The 17,982-nt window shown below is 64.5% G+C and carries 15 protein-coding genes, 2 tRNA genes and 1 pseudogene; 9 read left to right on the plus strand and 9 right to left on the minus strand.

Annotation, left to right across the window (positions count from 1 at the left end; all coding sequences use genetic code 11):
• Window positions 1-51 precede the first annotated feature (51 nt).
• On the minus strand, window positions 52-1,332 hold the full coding sequence (locus NHH88_00590; GenBank protein USX14330.1) for an MFS transporter: 1,281 nt from the start codon (window positions 1,330-1,332) through the stop codon (window positions 52-54).
• A 178-nt stretch (window positions 1,333-1,510) separates the two neighbouring features.
• Here NHH88_00590 and NHH88_00595 point away from each other — a divergent pair.
• The 8 genes from NHH88_00595 to NHH88_00630 all read left to right on the plus strand — a co-directional run bounded on the left by NHH88_00595 (window position 1,511) and on the right by NHH88_00630 (window position 9,201).
• Window positions 1,511-1,586 (plus strand) — tRNA-Val (locus NHH88_00595).
• Window positions 1,587-1,608: 22 nt separating this feature from the next.
• Window positions 1,609-1,685 (plus strand) — tRNA-Asp (locus NHH88_00600).
• Window positions 1,686-1,761: 76 nt separating this feature from the next.
• Window positions 1,762-2,865, plus strand: a complete 1,104-nt coding sequence (locus NHH88_00605) for a hypothetical protein (GenBank protein USX14331.1) — start codon at window positions 1,762-1,764, stop codon at window positions 2,863-2,865.
• Entirely contained in the window at window positions 2,856-3,473 is a 618-nt protein-coding gene (locus NHH88_00610; protein USX14332.1) for an ATP-binding cassette domain-containing protein, read from the plus strand. The genes NHH88_00605 and NHH88_00610 overlap by 10 nt, the downstream gene beginning before the upstream one ends.
• Window positions 3,474-3,652: 179 nt before the next feature.
• Window positions 3,653-4,132 carry a cyclic nucleotide-binding domain-containing protein gene (locus tag NHH88_00615; protein ID USX14333.1) on the plus strand — a complete coding sequence of 160 codons (480 nt, stop codon included), beginning with the start codon at window positions 3,653-3,655 and terminating at the stop codon, window positions 4,130-4,132.
• A complete protein-coding gene (locus NHH88_00620; protein ID USX14334.1) occupies window positions 4,129-5,256 on the plus strand; it encodes an AI-2E family transporter in 1,128 nt (375 codons plus the stop codon). The genes NHH88_00615 and NHH88_00620 overlap by 4 nt, the downstream gene beginning before the upstream one ends.
• 290 nt (window positions 5,257-5,546) lie before the next feature.
• Window positions 5,547-7,754, plus strand: coding sequence for a TonB-dependent siderophore receptor (locus tag NHH88_00625; GenBank protein ID USX14335.1), 2,208 nt, complete (start codon window positions 5,547-5,549; stop codon window positions 7,752-7,754).
• Between the two features lie 130 nt (window positions 7,755-7,884).
• Window positions 7,885-9,201 (plus strand): PepSY domain-containing protein, encoded by a 1,317-nt coding sequence (locus NHH88_00630; GenBank protein USX14336.1) that lies wholly within the window; start codon window positions 7,885-7,887, stop codon window positions 9,199-9,201.
• Between the two features lie 63 nt (window positions 9,202-9,264).
• On the opposite strand, the gene ahpF is transcribed toward NHH88_00630, so the two are convergent.
• The 7 genes and pseudogenes from ahpF to NHH88_00665 all read right to left on the minus strand — a co-directional run bounded on the left by ahpF (window position 9,265) and on the right by NHH88_00665 (window position 16,546).
• Window positions 9,265-10,860, minus strand: a complete 1,596-nt coding sequence (ahpF, locus tag NHH88_00635; GenBank protein USX14337.1) for an alkyl hydroperoxide reductase subunit F — start codon at window positions 10,858-10,860, stop codon at window positions 9,265-9,267.
• Window positions 10,861-10,970: 110 nt separating this feature from the next.
• Entirely contained in the window at window positions 10,971-11,534 is a 564-nt protein-coding gene (gene ahpC / locus NHH88_00640; GenBank protein ID USX14338.1) for an alkyl hydroperoxide reductase subunit C, read from the minus strand.
• Between the two features lie 300 nt (window positions 11,535-11,834).
• Window positions 11,835-12,725: a hypothetical protein gene (locus NHH88_00645; protein ID USX14339.1), complete on the minus strand. Its 891-nt coding sequence runs from the start codon at window positions 12,723-12,725 to the stop codon at window positions 11,835-11,837.
• 9 nt (window positions 12,726-12,734) lie between these two features.
• Window positions 12,735-13,355 (minus strand): hypothetical protein, encoded by a 621-nt coding sequence (locus NHH88_00650; protein USX14340.1) that lies wholly within the window; start codon window positions 13,353-13,355, stop codon window positions 12,735-12,737.
• On the minus strand, window positions 13,345-14,268 hold the full coding sequence (locus tag NHH88_00655; protein USX14341.1) for a DUF4424 domain-containing protein: 924 nt from the start codon (window positions 14,266-14,268) through the stop codon (window positions 13,345-13,347). The genes NHH88_00650 and NHH88_00655 overlap by 11 nt, the downstream gene beginning before the upstream one ends.
• A complete protein-coding gene (locus NHH88_00660; GenBank protein USX14342.1) occupies window positions 14,265-14,834 on the minus strand; it encodes an NlpC/P60 family protein in 570 nt (189 codons plus the stop codon). Before NHH88_00660 ends, NHH88_00655 begins: the two co-directional genes overlap by 4 nt.
• Window positions 14,835-15,250: 416 nt before the next feature.
• Window positions 15,251-16,546: pseudogene (locus NHH88_00665) on the minus strand (DUF2345 domain-containing protein).
• Here NHH88_00665 and NHH88_00670 point away from each other — a divergent pair.
• Window positions 16,467-17,087 (plus strand): contractile injection system protein, VgrG/Pvc8 family, encoded by a 621-nt coding sequence (locus tag NHH88_00670; GenBank protein USX14343.1) that lies wholly within the window; start codon window positions 16,467-16,469, stop codon window positions 17,085-17,087. The pseudogene NHH88_00665 and the gene NHH88_00670 overlap by 80 nt on opposite strands.
• On the opposite strand, the gene NHH88_00675 is transcribed toward NHH88_00670, so the two are convergent.
• The gene (locus NHH88_00675) at window positions 17,042-17,935 is read right to left on the minus strand and encodes a type VI secretion system Vgr family protein (GenBank protein USX14344.1); all 894 of its coding nucleotides are present in this window, start codon (window positions 17,933-17,935) and stop codon (window positions 17,042-17,044) included. The two genes, NHH88_00670 and NHH88_00675, sit on opposite strands and share 46 nt — an antisense overlap.
• Window positions 17,936-17,982 lie beyond the last annotated feature (47 nt).

Here is a 17,982-nt window from a genome sequence, read left to right on the forward strand (position 1 = left end):
TCCGGAAATCGGCATGGCGCGGCGATTACCTCCCAGGTAATCGGAACGGAATCAAGTCCGGCGCACGGCCGCCACCACCAGCACCGCGCCGATCACCAGGCTGGCGGCCAGCAAATAGATGCCATTGGCCGTGCTGTGCGTGGCGTCCTTGATCGCGCCGACCAGATACGGGCTGACGAAGCCGGCCAAGTTGCCGACCGAGTTGATCAGCGCGATGCCGGCCGCCGCCGCAGCGCCGCCCAGCATGGCCGTCGGCAGGCTCCAGAAGATCGGGAAGGTGCTCAGGATGCCGGCCGTGGCCACGCTCAGCGCCGCCATCGCGATGACGGTGTTGTCGCTGTAGACGGTGGCAACGATCAGGCCCAGCGCGCCGGCCAGCGCGGCCACCGCCGCGTGCCAGCGCCGCTCGCCGCTGCGGTCCGAATGGCGCGCGGCCAGCACCATGACGACCGCCGCGACGAAATACGGGATCGCCGTCAGCAGGCCGATCGTGAAGACATCGTCGATGCCGCTGTTCTTGACCAGCTGCGGCAGCCAGAAACTGACGCCATATAAGCCCATCACGAACAGGAAGTAAACCAGCGCCAGCAGCCACACCTTACCGTTGCTGAACATCTGCGCGAGCGGCATGTGCTGTTGCTGTTTGCCGTCTTCGGCGACGGCTTGCTCGAGCCTTTGCTTATCGTCCTCGCTCAGCCACTTGGCGGCGCGGATGCCGTCGTCCAGATAGAACAGCGTCCACACGCCAAGCAGCACCGACGGCACGCCTTCGAGCAGGAACAGCCACTGCCATCCGCTCAGGCCATGAAGGCCGGCGAAGGTTTTCATGATCCAACCCGACAGCGGACCGCCCACCACGCCGGCCACGGCCACGCCGCTCATGAACAGCGCCACCATGCGCGCGCGGCGGTGCGCCGGATACCAGTAGGTCAGGTAGAGGATGATACCGGGGAAGAAGCCCGCCTCGGCCGCGCCGAGCAAAAAGCGCAGCACGTAGAAAGTGGCGACGCTGTCGACGAACATCATCGCCGACGAAATCACGCCCCAGCTGATCATGATGCGGGCGATCCAGATGCGGGCGCCGGTGCGCGTCATCAAAAGATTGGACGGCACCTCGAACAGGAAGTAGCCGACGAAGAAGATGCCGGCGCCGATGCCGTACATGGTGTCGCTGAAGCGCAGGTCGGACAGCATCTGCAATTTGGCGAAGCCGACGTTGACGCGGTCCAGGTAGGCGGCCACGTAGCACAGGAAAAGGAAGGGCATCAACCGCCAGCTGACGCGGCGGTACAGGCTGTCGAGGGGATCGCTGCTGGTGTCGTTGCGCCGCATGGGGTCTCTTTCTTATGGGTTCGTCGCGGCCATATCTTGACACCCCCTAAACGAGCTTGCGAGCAATTTTTCTAAATTATTTACAAAACCCCTTGCGGAACCGATAAACCAGCTTGTAGAATACGGCCTCGTTCAGCAGTTGTGACAATAAAATGAAACAACGACTGATAAGTTTTCTGGGTGCTTAGCTCAGTTGGTAGAGCGGCGCCCTTACAAGGCGTAGGTCGGGAGTTCGACCCTCTCAGCACCCACCAGAGAAAACGATAAAACGAATTAGGAGTGGTAGTTCAGTTGGTTAGAATACCGGCCTGTCACGCCGGGGGTCGCGGGTTCGAGTCCCGTCCACTCCGCCAACATTCCTTAAGGGCCCGATCTTGATCGGGCCCTTATTCATTTCTGCTTCAGAAATATTGCGTATGCTCATGCGCGATGACTCCCAACCTCCATCCCTATCTGCGCTTCCGCGCCCGCATGGCGCGGCAAGCGCTGCTGCGCATCATCCCCGGCCTGTCCAGCTCACTGGAAATCATTCTGCTCGGCTTCTCCCCGGTGGTGATCGGACTGCTCGCCTGCATCGCCTTGCCGGGATTGTTCGCCGCCACGCTTCCATGGCCGCAGGTGCTGGCGCTCGTGCTTGCGCAAATGCTGGTGGCCACCGCGCCGGTCTGGCTGATGCGCAAACATCTGCATCCGGTCGAAGTCACGCTGTGGAGCCGCACGCTGCCGATCGGTCCACGGTTGCGATGGAGCGCCGATGCGATGGTGGCCGGTATCATCGTCGGCCCGGTGGCGGTGGTCTTTGCGATCTCCACCGCGATCTGGTTTTATCAATGGCCCGACTGGCTGCGCCCGGTCGCGCCACAGGCGCTGGCGCTGACGGCGCTGTCGCTGCTGCTGGCGTGGCTGCTGTCGACGTTCATCCTCGCGCGACGCGTCCGCATGCCGGCGGCGCGCAAGCCCGGCCGCGCCCGGCCCGCGCCGACCAGCTATGCGCCCCGCGCATCGCGCGTGCCGAAGCCGCTGTACCAATGGCGTCAACTGTTCTGGCTGCCGTTCTGGCGCGCCGACGATGTCGTCGGCATCCAGCAGACCGTGCTGTTGCTCGGCGCGGCGCTCGGCGTCACGGTCTGGATGTGGCATCCGCCGCTGGTGCCGCCGGCGCTGTGGGGCGCGTGCACCGCGCTGGCGCTGATGCTGCTGACCGATCGCGGCGACAAGGCGGTGGCCGAGCAGATCGCCCGGCTGCGTCCCATCAGCGCCGCGTGGCCTGCCGATGCGGAACGCCTGTTCCGCGCCGCGATCGTGCTGTCGCTGCTGCCCGGACTGTGCGTGCTGGCGTGGTTCGCCGCGCTGACCTTAGGCCGTGCCGCCGTCGGCTACAGCACCACCGTCGCCATCGTCTGGCTGTGCTTTGCCGCCATCGCGCAGATCGCCGTCGTCGCGTTGCGCGGCCTGAGCGCGCGCGGCCGCACCGCGCTGGTGATCGGCGCCATCCTTATCCTGACCGCGATTGGAAGTGAACTATGGAGTTGAACACCGTGCTGCACATCGACCAATTGAACTTCGAGTTCGCCAGCCATCCGCTGTTCCGCCAATTCTCGCTGCGGCTGGGCGCTGGCATCACCTGGCTGCGCGGCGAAAACGGCGCTGGCAAGACCACCCTGCTCAAGCTGGCCGGCGGCGCGCTGACGCCGCACGGCGGCACCATCCGCCTCGACGGCATCGAGATCCACGCGCAACCGTTGGCGTATCGGCTGCAATGCCACTACTGCGGCGGCGACACCCCGCAACTGCCCTGGCTGACCGTGCGCGAGATACTCGATCTGCATCTGTCGCTCTACCCCGCCACCGACGCGGCGCTGCTCACCGCGGAGCTGCGTGCCTTCCACCTGCTGCCGACATTGGACCAGCCGGTGACCACGCTGTCGCTCGGGCAGCACAAGAAGATGCAGCTGGCTTTGGCGCTGGCGCTGCCGGTGCGCCTGCTGCTGATCGACGAGCCGTTCAACGGCTTGGATGCGGATGCCGTCGCCTACCTGCGCGCGCAGCTGTCGGCGCCGGAGCGCTTGGCGCGCCAATGCATCGTGCTGACCAGCCATCTCGATCCGGCGCTGCCGCTGGCGCAGACCGTTCAGTTATAACGGTGGCGTGGCGATGCGATCCGGCCCCGGGTTCATGCCTGAAATGTACGAGATGTGTTTAATTTACAAAAATTTCCGCAGCGGAAGGATTTAATGGGGTAAAACAGGCGACAATGTCTGTCTATGTGCAGCGATAACGCGTGATTGCGGCTGTTTACCCTCTTTGGAGTTTTTTCTCGATGTTCGGCTTTTTCAGGTCCCCCACTTTATCGCCGCGCTTGTTGCGTCTGAAGGATTCGGCGTTGTTCGCCACGCTCACACCCCTCGAACTGAAAATCGTCGACGGCCTGATGCATGAGCGCCGCTACCTTGCCGACGAAATCATCTTCGACGAGGGCGAGGAAGGCCAGGCGTTGTATGTGGTGATGTCGGGCCGGGTGCTGGTCAGCCGCGAGGTCGGCGCCGGGCGCGAAGTGGTGGCCGAGCTGTCGGCCGGCGCCTTCTTCGGCGACATGGCGCTGCTGGACGACTCGCCGCGCAACGCCCAGACGCGCGCGCTGGAAAACTGCGAGTTGGCGGTGTTCTTCCGCGCCGACTTCATGGGGCTGATGGAAACGGACGCCGTGATCGGCTACAAGATCGCGCTGGCCCTGGCGCGCCACATCGGCACCCGCCTGCGCGAATGGATGGGCGCCGCGCCGCACTTCGAGGCGCTATGACGTTCATCCCCACCCAACAGCGCGCCGGCCCGGTCGTCTGGAGCGGCATCATCGCCGCCACCTGCGCATTGCTGTTCCTGTTGCAGCAGATGCTGTTCCTGGCCATCCCCTTCTTGTTCGGCATCGTGCTGTACTACATCCTGCAACCGCCGATGCAGCGCCTGATCCGCATGGGCGTGAGCCTCAACGCGGCCACCATGACGGTCGGCTCGGTATTCCTGCTGGTATTGCTGATCGCCATCGTGATCGCCGTGCAGTGGGATTCCGGCCCGTCCGTGTCGTGGCAGGACATGCTGGGCAAATACATCAACGGCGGACTGGAATTCGTGCGCCAGACGATGCTGTCGCTCGAGCGCGAGTTCCCCATCCTCAAGCAGGTCAAGCTGGCGCGTACCGTCAACAGCCGCGTCAACTCGTTCACCGGCACCTTCGTGCAAAAGCACCTGACCGAGATCCTGGTGTCGGTGGCGGCGTGGCTGCCGTCGCTGCTGCTGGCGCCGTTCCTGACCTTCTTCTTCCTGCGCGACGGCCTGCGCTTCAAGAAATTCCTGGCGCGCGCGGTGCCGAACGCCTTCTTTGAAAAGACCCTGTGCCTGCTGCACGAGGTCGACCAGACCGCGCACCGCTACTTCCAGGGCCTGGTCAAGCTGACCCTGCTCGACACGGCGGTGCTGGCGCTGGGCCTGTGGGCGATCGGCGTATCCTCGCCGCTGGTGCTGGGGCTGATTGCGGCGGTGCTGGCGTGGGTGCCGTATGTCGGCTCCATCCTCGGCTGCGTGCTGGTGGTGATGGTCGCCTCGACCGACGCGCCCGGCGATCCGTCGGTGGCCTACCTGGCCATCGGCGTGTTCATCCTGGTGCGGCTGCTGGACGACTTCGTCTTCATGCCGTTGACCTTGGGACGCAGCCTGCACATCCACCCGCTGATCACGGTGCTGATGATCTTCATCGGCGGCTACGTGGCCGGCGTGGCCGGGTTGATGCTGGTGCTGCCGCTGCTCGGCGTGGTCATGGTCGTCGGCGAAACGCTGGGGCGTCTGATCACCGATGCGCGCCTGCGCGCGCGCCACCGCAACGCCATCCACCTGCGCAACAAGCAAGCCAGCGTCGGCCTCGTCACGTAAAACTGCGGGGGTCAGGTCCGACATTCGGACACGACCCCAGCTGCGGTACCAGATAGTTACCGATCAGGACGTGTCCGAATGTCGGACCTGACCCCGCCCTATGATTCCGCCCTAGGCGCGAAAGCCAGACTTGCCCCCACCTTAGGCGCCAATCGGCGCCTTTCACGCTCCGCGTCCGCTAATTTCCATTGACTTTTGAATGAGAATCGTTATCATTCCTGTTCCGGTCGAAATACCAGTAATTACAATCCTCCCGCCCCCACGTTTCGCCAAACTAACAACAGGAATCAATGAATACGCACGCCCGCGCCCACCAGCGTCTCAAACTGAATAAACTCGCCATCTGCGTGGGACTGGCGATGCCCTTCATCGCCCAGGCACAGATCGCCGACCAGAACAGCACCGTGCTGCCGCAGGTAGAAGTCACCGCCGACAAGATGGGCGACACCACCGAAGGCACCGGTTCGTACACGACCGGCCGCACCCGCACCGCTTTGCCGCTGGGCCTGTCGCTGCGCGACACGCCGCAATCGGTCTCCGTGGTCACCCAGCAGCGCATCGAAGACCAGGGCCTGGTATCGATCACCGACGTCATCAACAACGTCACCGGGGTCTCCGTCAACCAATACGAAACCAACCGCGCCGGCTTCACCGCGCGCGGCTTCGACATCACCAATCTGCAAATCGACGGCATCCCGACCACCTGGGAGCAGCCATGGAGCTCGGGCGAAGTGGCCGGCAGCCTGGCCATCTACGACCGCGTGGAAGTGGTACGCGGCGCCACCGGCCTGATGACCGGCGCCGGCAACCCGTCGGCCGCCATCAACCTGGTGCGCAAGCGCGCCACCAGCAAGGAACTGACCGGCTCGGCCGAAATCGGCTTCGGCCGCTTCAGCGAGCGCCGCGCGCTGGTCGACGTGTCGACCCCGCTGACCCAGGCCGGCAACGTGCGCGCGCGCGTGGTCGGCGAGTACCAGGAAGCGGACAGCTGGATCGACTCCGCCAGCAATCAAAACAAGACCATCTACGGCACCGTCGAGGCGGACCTGACGCCGAAGACCTTGCTGTCGGCCGGCTTCAGCCGTCAGGAGACCGATCCGAAAGGCGCGATGTGGGGCGGCCTGCCGTTCTGGTACAGGGACGGCGTGCGCACCAACTATCCGGTGTCGAAGACGTCGGCCGCCGGCTGGACCACCTGGGGTTCGTCGTACGAAAACTACTTCACCAATCTCGAGCACACCTTCGACAACGGCTGGAAAGTCCGCGCCACCTACACCCGCGGCGACCGCAAGGGCGACTCGCACCTGCTGTACCTGTCCGGCTTGCCCGACCGCGCGACCGGATTGGGCGTGTCGGCCTTCCCCGGCTCCTACGTCACCAATACCAAGCAGGACGACGCCGGCCTGCACGCCAGCGGTCCATTCGAGCTGGGCGGGCGCAAGCACGAGGCGGCCTTCGGCTACATGCACTCGAAGCAAAGGTTCAACGCCAACAGCCGCGCCGCCGATTTTGGCGGCCAATCGTCGGACGTGGGCAACTTCAACAACTGGAACGCGGACGCCTACCCGACCCCGACCTGGGGACCGCAGACGTTCTACGAAGGTGGCGTCACCAAGCAGGAAGGCTTGTACGGCGTGGCGCGCTTGTCGCTGGCCGATCCGCTCAAGCTGATCCTCGGCGCGCGCGTGACCAACTACGAGAAGGACGTCACGCTCAGCTATAGCGCCCCGTACACGATGAAGTACGACAAGGAAGTGACGCCGTACGCCGGCCTGGTCTACGACCTCAACGACACCTACTCGACCTACGTCAGCTACACCGACATCTTCCAGCCGCAGAGCCAGAAGAACTTCGGCGGCGGCTCGCTCGAACCGGTGATCGGCAAGAGCTACGAGGGCGGCATCAAGGGCGAGCATTTCGGCGGCCGCCTGAACACCTCTCTTGCCGTGTTCCGCATCAAGCAGAACAACCTGGCGCAGGAAGCCGGCCTGGTCGACCGCGACGGCAGCGGTCCTGCGGCGCCGGAAGTCTACTACCGCGGCGCCGAGGGCGCCACCAGCACCGGCTTCGAGCTGGAAGCGTCGGGCGAACTGGCGCGCGGCTGGAACGCCACCGTCGGCTACACGCAATTCAAGGCGGAGGAGGCCAGCGGCGCCGACTTCAACAGCATCTATCCACGCAAGTTGTTCCGCGTGTACACCACCTACCAGCTTCCCGGCCAACTGAGCGGCCTGACGGTGGGTGGCGGCGTCAACTGGGAAGGCCGCACCTACACGGTCGTCCCGGGCGCGCCGGCCAACACCAACGGCTTGATCGAGCAGGATTCGTTCAGCCTGGTCAACCTGATGGCGCGTTATGACATCACCAAGCAGCTGTCGGCGCAGTTCAACATCAACAACGCGCTCGACAAGAAACACTTCGGTATGTTCTCCGCCTACGGCGCCATCACCTACGCCGCGCCGCGCACGGCGTCGGTGTCGCTCAAGTACCGCTTCTGATCGACAGGGACGCTGACCCGCACGGCCAAGCGGGGTCGGACCCGACGGGTCCGACCCCTAAGAGGTAAAGCGAGCGTATCGCTAAAAGCAATCGGGGTTCGCCCTTAATTTTTTTTATAGGAGCTCAGAGATGCGCGCCTTCTGGACTTTGGTTCATCGCTACGCCGGCCTGCTCATGGCTGGCTTTTTGTTTATCAGCGGCGTCACCGGCGCCATCATTTCGTGGGACCACGAGCTCGATGACGTGCTCAATCCGCACCTGATGGAAGCCCACACGGCCGGCCCGGCGCAAGCGTCGCTGGGGCTGGCGCGGCAGGTCGAGGCGCGCTACCCGGACGTGCGCGTGTCGTACATTCCGCTGCACGCGGAAAAGGGCGAATCGATCGCGCTCGGCGTCAGTCCGCGCGTCGATCCGGCCACCAAAAAACTGGCCGAGCCGGGCTTCAACCAGGTCTTCGTCGACCCCGTCAGCGGCGCCGAGCTGGGCAAGCGCGAATGGGGCGCCGTCTGGCCGATCACCAAGGAAACCTTCGTTTCCTTCCTGTACCGTCTGCACTACACCCTGCACATTCCGGAAATGTGGGGCATCGACCGCTGGGGCATCTGGCTGCTGGGCGGCATCGCCATCATCTGGACCTTGGACTGCTTCGTCGGCTTCTACCTGACGCTGCCGGTGCGTCGCAAGAAGGCCGACGCTGCTGGTAACAACACGGCACGTGTTGTCGCCCGCGACGACATCGCCGGCGACCTGCCGGCACCGGCCGGCAAATCGTGGTGGCAGCGCTGGCAGCCGGCATGGAAGGTGCGCTGGAACGGCGGCAGCAACAAGCTCAACTTCGACCTGCACCGCGCCTTCAGCCTGTGGACGTGGGCGCTGCTGTTCATTCTCGCCTTCACCGCGTTCTCGCTCAATCTGTACAACGAAGTGTTCGCGCCGGTGATGAAGACGTTCTCGCAGGTCACGCCGACGCCGTTCGACACCCGTCCGATGGCCGACAAGCATCACCCGATCGAGCCGCGCCTGGGCTACGCCGAGGTGATCCAGCGCGCCAGCAACGAAGCGATCAACCGCAAGTGGGCCGAGCCGGCCGGTGCCGTGTTCTACTCGCAGGAATTCGGCATCTACGGCGTCAGCTTCTTCACGCCCGGCAATGACCACGGCACCGGCGGCGTCGGCACGGCCGCGCTGTACTACGACGGCGCGGACGGCCGCCTGCTGGGCGACCGTCAGCCGTGGAAAGGCACGGCCGCCGACATCTTCCTGCAGGCGCAGTTCCCGCTGCATTCGGGCCGCATCCTCGGCCTGCCGGGACGCATCCTGATCTCGTTCATGGGCGTGGTCGTCGCCATGCTCAGCGTCACTGGCGTCATCATCTGGTGGCGCAAGCGCGCCTCGCGCGTGACGGTGGCGCAAAAGCGCCAGCGCAACGTCCTGGTTACCGAATAGATTTTGCAGGGGCGAAAAAAAACCGGGAGCTTGCTCCCGGTTTTCATTTGATGCGGCGGTTGCTTACGCGGTCATCGCGTGCTTCTCGGCCGATTCCTCGACCACTTCCTCGTCGTCCGAGCGGATCAGGTGATCGAAGGCCGACAGCGCCGCCTTCGCGCCTTCACCGGTGGCGATGATGATCTGCTTGTACGGCACCGTGGTGACGTCGCCGGCGGCGAACACACCCGGAATCGAGGTCTGGCCACGGGCGTCGACTTCGATCTCGCCGTGGCGCGACAGCGCCAGCGTGCCCTTGAGCCACTCGGTGTTCGGCACCAGGCCGATCTGCACGAACACGCCTTCCAGCTCGACCTTCCTAGCTTCGCCCGACACGCGGTCGTTGTAGCTCAGGCCGTTGACGATCTTGCCGTCGCCGTGGATCTCGGTGGTTTGCGCCGAGGTGATCACGGTGACGTTGGCGAGACTGCGCAGCTTGCGTTGCAGGACCGCGTCGGCGCGCAGCTCGGCGCCGAACTCGATCAGGGTCACATGCTTGACCAGGCCGGCCAGGTCGATCGCCGCTTCGACGCCGGAGTTGCCGCCGCCGATGACCGCCACGCGCTTGCCCTTGAACAGCGGGCCGTCGCAGTGCGGGCAGTAGGCGACACCGTGGTTGCGGTATTCCTTCTCGCCCGGCACGTTGATCTCGCGCCAGCGGGCGCCCGTCGCCAGGATCACCGATTTGGCCTTCAAGGTCGCGCCGGTGGCGGTGGTGATCTCGATCAGCTTGCCCGGCACCAGCTTGGCGGCGCGCTGCGTGTTCATGATGTCGACTTCGTATTCCTTGACGTGCTGCTCCAGCGCCACGGCGAATTTCGGACCGTCGGTTTCCTTGACCGAGATGAAGTTCTCGATCGCCAGGGTGTCGAGCACCTGGCCGCCGAAACGCTCGGCCAGCACGCCGGTCTTGATGCCTTTGCGGGCGGCGTAGACGGCCGCTGCCGCGCCGGCGGGACCGCCGCCGACGATCAGCACGTCGAACACGTCCTTCTTGCTCAGCTCGGCGGCCTGGCGGGCGCCGGCGTTGGTGTCCAGCTTCGCCAGGATCTCTTCAACGTTGGTGCGGCCCTGGCCGAAATGCTCGCCGTTCAGGAACATCATCGGTACCGCCATGATCTGGCGCGCTTCGACTTCTTTCGGGAACACGCCGCCGTCGATGGTGGTGACCTTGATGCGTGGGTTAATCACCGACATCGCGTTGAGCGCCTGCACCACTTCCGGGCAATTGTGGCAAGTCAGCGAGATGAAGGTTTCGAAGGCGTAATCGCCGTCGAGGTTGCGGATCTGTTCGATGACGGCGTCGTCGAACTTGATGGTGTGGCCGCCGACCTGCAGCAATGCCAGCACCAGCGAGGTGAATTCGTGGCCCATCGGGATGCCGGCGAAGCGTACGCCGATATCGGTGCCGGGGCGGTTGATGCTGAACGACGGCTTGCGCTCGGCGTCGTCGGTGCGCTTGACGAGGGTGATCTTGTCGCTCAACAGGACGATTTCCTGGAGCAGTTCTTCCATCTCGCGGGCCTTGGCGCTGTCGTCGAGCGATGCGACGATCTCAATCGGTTGCACCACTTTTTCCAGGTAGGTTTTCAACTGGGCTTTGAGATTTGCATCCAACATGATTTTATTCCTTTTTTACAAATATTTAGGCGTATGCCGGGCCGGACGCCCGGTCCGGCATCGCGGTAACTACTTGTGTGCTGCGTGCTTCAAGCGCTCAGCTTTACAACTTAGATCTTGCCGACCAGGTCCAGCGATGGGGTCAGGGTCGCTGCGCCTTCGGTCCATTTAGCTGGGCACACTTCGCCTGGGTGGGAAGCGACGTACAGGGCGGCTTTTACTTTGCGCAGCAGTTCCGACGCGTCGCGGCCGATGCCGTTGTCGTGCACTTCCATCACTTTGATCTGGCCTTCTGGATTGATGACGAAGGTACCGCGCAGTGCCAGGCCTTCTTCTTCGATCATGACTTCGAAGTTGCGCGACAGGGTGCCGGTTGGGTCGCCGATCAGCGGGTAGTTCACTTTCTTGATCGCGTCCGAGGTGTCGTGCCATGCTTTGTGCGCGAAGTGGGTGTCGGTCGACACGCCGTACACTTCCACGCCCAGTTTGGCGAATTCAGGCTGGTGATCGGCCAGGTCTTCCAGTTCGGTTGGGCAAACGAAGGTGAAGTCGGCTGGGTAGAACATCAGAACGGACCACTTGCCCTTCAGGGATTCGTCGCTCACGTCGATGAACTTACCGTTAGCGTATGCGGTTGCCTTGAATGGTTTTACTTGGGTATTGATCAGAGACATTGTGGTTTCCTCGTTGGGGTTGTGAATCATTGAGACGCCAGTGTACGGCTTTTTAGTCCATATGCAAAATTGATTGTTCCAATAGTTTCAATTTGTTTTAACTATGACGCATGCATATGGGATAGCTATTATCGCCGTTCCGGCCAGGCGCCGCGCGCGCCTTACTTTTTGGCATGACGGTCGCCTGAGCGGCCGAACGGTAGGGGAAGCGGTAGGGAGGAAGGCGTGTCGGAACGGGCAGAACCGCCCGTTCATGCGTCCGGACGGCTCAACCATCTTACACAGGGCGCCGACGACTGATCAGGGTGTCCGACGTTTCTGGCCCTCCAGCCAGGCGGCCGGTAGCTTCGCAAACAAGGGGTCGTCGGCCAGCAGGTTGCGCCAGCGCTTGCCGCCGTCGCCCGAATACACCAGCAGATAAGGACTGGGGCCATCGCCTTCCGGCCACGCCGCCGCCAGCCAGATCTCGCGATCGTTGACCACGTAGCTGCTGACCAGCGACGACAAGCCCGCCGGCAGGCTCACCTTGCTCCAGCGGCGTCCATCGCGCGAGCGCAGCAGCGTTTGCTCGACCGAACCGGTGATCCACCAGCCGCCGCGCTCGGAATGCGCCAGCTCGACCAGCAAATCCGGGTTGCCCAAGCGCTGCTGCGCCACCACCTGACACCGGCCGATGTCGATGCGCTCGACCAGATAGTCGGCCACCGCGCCGTCGGGACCGAAGCGCGTCGCCAGCGCCAGCAAGGTATCGCTCGCGCTCACCAGGACAAGATTCGCGTCTTTCAGCGCGTCGAGCGCGCTCTTGTTTGCATCGAGATGGAGCTGCCGCGGCGACAGGCGGCACTCCTTGCCGCCGCGACGGAAACGATAGCCCTCATCGAGCACCGCCACCTCGACACCGTGCGGCAGCGCCAGCGTGGCGTCCGCGCGCGCCATCACGCGCCCGGTGGCGCCATCGATGACCGTGCCGCCGGCGTAGATGCGCCCGGCCTCGTCAAGCGACAATGCCGGCCAGGTCTTGCCCCCGGGCAGAATCGCCACGGTGACGGCAGGCTGCGCATGGATCACGATTTGATGCTGGTCCTCGCTCACCCTGGTTGCGCCAAGCTGGTAGTCGAAGGCTGCCACGCCGGCCAGCGCGGCCTGCGCCAAGCCCAGGCCCGCCGTCAATACTATGCACAGCAATCTCATCGATACTCCTTAAGGCGTTTTTTTAAGCAAGTCCGCGCCGACGGCGGACAGCCAAAAGCGCGAGCGGCCGATATGGGTGCCCGCGCCGGTCGGATTGTAGCCGCGAAAATTATCGTACTGATAGTTGGCATCGGGCCCGGCGGCCAGGAAGGCGTTGACCGCGTCGATCGCTTCGATCAGGTCGCCACACTCCCGCTTGCCCAGCCTCTGCGCCGACGCCTTGTCCGCCTGCGAAAACTTGGCCGTGCCTTTAAACACCGATTCGAACTGGCCCGGCGCGTCGCACACTTCACGGAACGTCTCGGCGACGTAGCGGTTATTGGGGTAGCCTTTACGATTTAACCTGAAATGATTGACGTTCATGATGGCGGACTTTTCCTTGTCCCGCTCGGCCTTGTCGGTCAATTGCATCGATCCGGACGCCTCGGCATACAGCACGCGCACGAGATAATTCAAGTCGACGCCGGAAAAGCTCAGCGCGGCGGTGCGCCCCGGTGCGTTGGCGATCTTGTACTGCTTGCGCTCGTCGAACCATTCGGGATCGCAAATGAGGATGTCGTGCCCCTTCTTGTCGGACACCGGCGTCAGCTCGGCATCCCGGCTGAGCGTGACAACACCGTTATCTGCCATCGCGCGCGCCCTCGACGACGGCCTGCCCTGCCAACGATGACACCACCAGCACCGACAAGCCCAGATTGGCATTGGGCACGGTGCCGGAGACGCTGGCCGTCAGTCCAGAATTGTCCAGTCCGCACGCCAGCGAGACAGCCGGATGCGCTTGCTGCCAGTTGGCCTGTGGCTGGGTGATCGCCAGCCGCACATCGCGCATGAGCATGAAGGTCAGCGGAATCTCATAGCGCTCGACCATCACTTGAGCCGGCCCGGAAGACGCTTGCCGCAAGCGGCGACGTACCGCGTCGGGATTGCCGCAATGCTGCAACACCGCCTGGTCGAACGCCGCCGAATCAAGTTCCGTCAGAGCAAATTGCGGCAAAGCCCGATAGCGCACCTCGACCACCGAGGACGCGTGCGGCGCGACCGGCGCGTTCCATGAGTAGGCGACATACCCCTGCCACTGGTCAAAGCGCAGTCCACCAATCTTGGGCAGTCTGCCCAGCTTTTTGGCGTCGGCCTGAAGGTCCGGCAACGGCGCCAGGCCCGCCCTCGACAACTCCGCAGTGATGTCGCGTCCCATGAAGTAGCCCCGCCGATAAACGGCCGGCGTCATCGCCCGGCCATCGAACCTCGCGCCGACATCGGAAAACGACTTGTCCAGATGCTCTTCGCCCTCGCCGAGCAAGATGAATTGCGGCGTGCTGGCATACCAGCCGATTTGCCGGGCGCGCGCGTCGTCGTTTCGCAGCGTGGTCAGCACCGAAACCTCGCGGCCGTCGAGCTTGACGGCGATTTGCTCAACGATGGCCTTGCCCGCCTCCAGTCCGAGCGTCAACGGTACCGCGTTCTCACTCTCATAGGCGGCAACGTTCGCGCCCACGGTCAGGGCGGCAAGCAACGCTGATAGTTTTAACGTGGTCTGTGTCATGGCGGACAATTCTCCGGGCCGGGCAGGATGAGGTAGCGATAGACGGTATAGGCGTCGCCACGGAACGTGGCGATATTGTAGGGCCCGTAAGGCGTATTGGTTCGGCTATTGAAGGCCGTGTACATATTGTTCGCCATCTTTTTGCCGCGCAGGACCACGCCGGTGTCGCGCCGGGGATCGCCTTCGGGGAACGGCGCATATATCGCCATGTGGCCCGGCCACAACAGCACGTCGCCTGCCTGCAGGGGTTGTTTCGCGGGATCGATCTTGCGAAAGCGGTTGCTGGTCCGCGCATAAGCCGCGAAGTTGGCGGTGGATTGATAAGGATAGGGAAAGCCCGCTTCCGTAAAACTTTTGTTGGTGGTGCCGGAGCAGTCGCCGCCAACCTGTTTGACCGAGTTGGCGCCGACCAGGCTGTAAGGCGTGCCTTCCCAACCCCTGGCCGCCTCAATGATCTTCCAACCGTCCGCCTCGGTGATAAATTTACCCAACACACAATCCTTGCCCTGTGTGTTGGCGCGCTCGCTAGTGGAGGACTGATCCAACTTGACATCAACATCGGCCATCAGTTTACCCCCTCGTCGGCGGGCATGTCGACCGCGATATATAACAATTCAATTTTCTCGATTTTGTCGCCGGCAAACAGCATGGTGCGGCCTTCATCGTCGGTCTGTCCCTCCACCTCGACACCATCGGCCGAACGGATCTTATAACGCATATTGGCCACGGGTTCGCCCAGCGGGTCGCGGATGATGAAGTGTTCATCATGGCTGGTATCGACCAGCTCGAACCGCGCAAGCTGACCAAGATAACCGTCCAATATCGCGCTGCGCCCCGCCGCATCGGTAAAACCCTCGATGGTCTGGTTGCCGGTGGCCGCGCGATAACGACGGTTCGCGACCGGCTTGCCGCTATGGCCCTTGAGGACAAAATGCTGGTCGGCCGGCTCACCTTCCGAACGCGGTAGCAAAGGCAGTTTCGGCGTGCTCGATGCAGGTCCGCTCAGCTCCTTCAGCGACGCCTTGAACGTCACAGCGCCCGGCCCGTGGAGCATGATGTTGCCGCCCTCGAGCTTCAACCCGGCACCCTGCGCCGTCAACATCACGTGCGCCTTGGCGCCGACCGTAACGCTCTTGCCGACGCTGGCCACGGTGACCTGTTTGTCGGCCGCGACCTTGGTGACGTCCGACTGGCTCTGCACGCTGACCTTGCCGCTGGCCGCATGCAGCTTGATGCCGGTTTCCTGGTTGGGTTTGTCTGCGCTGCTGGCTTTGCCATAGGTGAACAGACCGATGCCGGCCATGACCAGATGGTGGATGTTGCCCTGGGCGGCGACATTGACATCCTGCCCGGCACTCAGGCTGGCCGTGCCGCCGGCCGCCAGGACCGCGCCGGCTGGCGTCACGGCCGCGATGCCGGCCGGACTGGACAGCTGCAAATGCGGCTCGCTGTATGCCGTGACATCGCCGCCCGCGCCAGCGGCGGTGGCCCCCACCACCGCGCCGCTGCCTTCCATCCGCGCCAGCGCGGCCAGCTTGGCCGGCTCGGCTTCGTCCTTGAGCTTGGCGTTGTGCTTTTGCGCGGTCTCTGCCAGCGACACCTGCAACGTGTGGCTTTGCACGATCTGCGCCTGCGCCTCGCGCGAGTCGAGCTGGGTGCCAGTGCCGGCGCCGCGCGCATCGGTCGACAGCAACAAGCCCTGGCCGGCGCGCAGCGCGACGCTATGCTCCGTCTTGAGCTCGGCGCCGAAGCCGGCCGGCCCCAAGCGCTGGTTGTCGCTCTGGTGGCGCAGGTGGCCCAGGTTCAACTCGTCCGTTCCCGCGTGCGCCGACGCGTGCCGCTGCAGGGCCACGCGCGCTTCGCCCGGGTGATCGTCGAACACCAGTTGACTGTAGGCGCCGGCGCCGCTCTGGCTGGCCTGCATAACCTGCGACTTGAGGCCCGACAGCGCCGCCGGGTGCGCATGCGCGCCGCGCTCGCCGGGGAACCAGGCCGGCGCGTTGCCGGTCGCTACGCCGGCGCCTTGGCCGACCTCGTTGTGCTGCGCGTCGGGCGCGCCCCTGCCGTTGTAGACGCTGCCGATCACCACCGGCCGGTCGATGTCGCCGTCGATGAAGTCGATCAGCACTTCGCTGCCCACGCGCGGCACCGCCACCGCGCCCCAGTTGGCGCCGGCCACCGGCGCCATCGGCGTGGCGATGCGCACCCAGGTACCGACGGCGTCGTCGGCCGAGGCGTCGCTGTGGCCGTTCGGCGCGGGATGCGTCAGGCGGCTGTGGTACACCTCGCGCGCACACGGCGAGCGCATCGTCGCGCGGCAGGTCGAGGCGCTCGAGGCCAGCCGCGAAATCTTCACCGGCGCGGGCACCGTGCGCACGCTCAGCCCCGGCACCACGTTCACGCTGGACGGCCAGGCATCGCTGGACGCCGGCGATGCCGACGGGCGCAACTTCGCCATTACGCGCGTGCTGCACCTGGCGCACAACAACCTGGTCGCCGGAATCCGCGACGCGGCCGAGCGGGCGTTGGGCGCCAGCGCGCTGGAACAAACCATCGCGCGCGAAATGGCCGGCGGCCTGCACGCGGTCGGCGCCGGCAAGGGCGAACGGCCGCTATACCGCAACCGCATCGACGCCATCCGCAGCAAGGTGCCTTACCGCAGCAGCGATGTGGACGGCCACGGCCTGCTGCTGCATCCCAAGCCGACCGTGCGCGGGCAGCAGACCGCCATCGTCGTGGGACCGGCCGGCGCGGCCATCCATACCGACCGCGATCACCGTATCAAAGTACAGTTCCACTGGCAGCGCGGCGAGCTGTAGGCGTAGGCGCCCGGCGCGTCGCGGCTGAACGGGGCGCCGGGTTCGGCGCCGAAACTGGCGGCCGACGCCGGCCGCGTGCCGTTGACGCGATAGTCCCAGCTGGCGATCTCCAGCCCGCCGGGGGTCCAGCGCGACACGCTGCGCCAGCGGTCGATCACATCCTCCTTCATCACCGCGCCCGGCTGCGTGAAGCGCGCCGTGGCCTGGGCATTGGGCTGGAAGCTGCCGTTGTGATCGGCGATCACCATCATGTGGCCGCCCAGGCCGGGACCGGCCGCGTCGCCGCTGTGCTCGAAGTAATAAAACAGGCCTTCCTCGCGCATCAGGCGCTCGGCGAAGGCCAGGCTCGATTCCTGGTACTGGCAGGTCAGCGAGCGCTTCGGGTAGACCTCGCGCTCGACGATGTCGTAACGCCACTGCGGCGCCAGCTTGCCGGGGGCCTGCCAGCCGTTGAAGACGGCGTCGAGGATGTCGAACACGGTGCGGTCCTGGAACACCCGGCTGTCGCGCCCGACCGCCAGGAAGGCATACCACGGCCCGATGGTCAGCTCATAGCGGGCCAGGCCGCCATCGGCGCCTAGCATGCGCAGCGCGGTCACATGGCCGTGGAAGGGGCGCGGCGCATCGCGGCCGGCGGCCGTCTGCAGCTCGAGCAGCACCGGCTGGCCCAGCAGCGACTTCAGCGGGATCGCCGCGTCGCTGGACAACGCCGTCACGGTCAGCTTATAGGGCGCGCTGAGCGCCTCCTCGCCGCGCAGCCACTCGGCCACCAGCTTGTCCGCGCCCAAGGGCGTGCTCAGCCGCATGACGCGGTTATCCTGGGTCAAACTTTCCAAAAGCGGTGGCATGATCGTACCCATTTAACCTTATCGACAAAGAGCACCATTATGACTGA

The organism is Oxalobacteraceae bacterium OTU3CAMAD1 (assembly GCA_024123915.1).
Classification (GTDB): Bacteria; Pseudomonadota; Gammaproteobacteria; order Burkholderiales; family Burkholderiaceae_D; genus Rugamonas.